The sequence below is a fragment of the Nitratireductor aestuarii genome (assembly GCF_014641695.1).
Taxonomy (GTDB): domain Bacteria; phylum Pseudomonadota; class Alphaproteobacteria; order Rhizobiales; family Rhizobiaceae; genus Chelativorans; species Chelativorans aestuarii.
Genome location: NZ_BMIF01000047.1, coordinates 1 through 1,400 on the forward strand (window position 1 = coordinate 1; position 1,400 = coordinate 1,400).

Sequence of the window (1,400 nt, forward strand, 5' to 3'; positions counted from 1 at the left end):
GAGCTATGGCGGAAACTGGGTGATGACGGTTTGAGAGAGGCGGCGTATCGAGGCGGGTGACAAAGCCTGCCAGAACCTCACGAGGAGCGATACGCCATGAAGACAGATACCACCATTGTTTCCTTTCCGCATCCTGACGCTTTCGACGATCCCCTGACATCAGTTCTGCGCGAAGGCGCACGCCGACTTCTTGCGCAGGCCGTCGAGGCGGAGGCGGCGGCGTTTCTTGCCGCCATGTCCGAAGAGCGCTTGGCCGATGGGCGTGCCCGTGTGGTGCGTCATGGCCACGGGCCGGAAAGGATAATCCAGACGGGGATTGGTCCGGTGCCGGTCAAGCGTGCCAAGCTGCGTGATCGAGCCGCGGAAGCTTCCGGCGAGGACCGCATCACGTTCACCTCGGCGCTCCTGCCGAAATGGGCACGTCGCACGAAGAGCCTCGACGCTCTCATACCGGTTCTCTACCTGCGCGGCATCTCGACCGGCGATTTCCAGGAAGCGCTTGGCGCGCTTCTGGGTCGCGACGCACCGAACCTGTCACCATCGGTGATCGGGCGCTTGAAGGAGGAGTGGCAAGGTGACTATGTCCGCTGGCAGCGCCGCGACCTGTCGGCCCGCCACTATGTCTACATTTGGGCCGATGGCGTTTATCTACAGGCGCGCATGGAGGACAATGCCGCCTGCATGTTGGTCCTCATAGGCGCGACGCCGGAAGGCAGGAAGGAACTGGTCGGCTTCCAGGTCGGCGTGCGCGAAAGTGCGCAGAGCTGGCGTGAACTGCTCGTCGATCTGAAGGCTCGTGGCCTTTCTATCCTGCCTCGGATCGCTGTCGGCGACGGCGCGCTCGGGTTCTGGAAAGCGCTCGAGGAGATCTTTCCATCGACCCGTCATCAACGCTGCTGGCAGCACAAAGTCCTCAACGTGCTCAACAAGGTGCCAAAGTCGGTTCAACCCAACATGAAGAATGACCTCAGGGAAGTCCGCGACGCGCCGGACCGAGCCACCGCCGAGGCCGCGATGGCCATCTTCGTCGACAAATATCAGGCCAAATATCCCAAGGCCGTCGACTGCCTGACGAAGGACCGTGAGGCGCTGCTGACTTTCTTCGACTTCCCCGCTGAGCATTGGGACCATTTGCGCACCTCGAATCCGATCGAGAGCGTCTTTGCCACCGTTCGGCACCGGACCGTGCGCACCAAGGGAAGCCTCTCACACAAGACCGCACGGCTCATGGTCTTCAAGCTGGTCATGGCCGCAGCTAAGACCTGGCGACGGCTGAAGGGCGAAAATCAGTTGCCAATGGTCGTCGAAGGCATCAAATTCGCCGACGGCGTTGCCGTCACGACGACGCCAGATCAACACGCCGCCTGATCGGCCCCGTCACCCAGTTCCGACCATAGCTC

1 protein-coding gene is annotated in these 1,400 nt (G+C 61.9%); it reads left to right on the top strand.

The window, feature by feature from the left end; all coding sequences use genetic code 11:
* The first annotated feature begins 96 nt into the window (after positions 1-96).
* Positions 97-1,368, top strand: a complete 1,272-nt coding sequence (locus tag IEX27_RS21030) for an IS256 family transposase (RefSeq protein ID WP_188723023.1) — start codon at positions 97-99, stop codon at positions 1,366-1,368.
* Positions 1,369-1,400 lie beyond the last annotated feature (32 nt).

Coding starts and splice junctions, on each gene's coding strand:
- IEX27_RS21030 (WP_188723023.1), top strand. CDS start 97: ATGAAGACAGATACCACCATTGTTTCCTTTCCGCATCCTGACGCTTTC.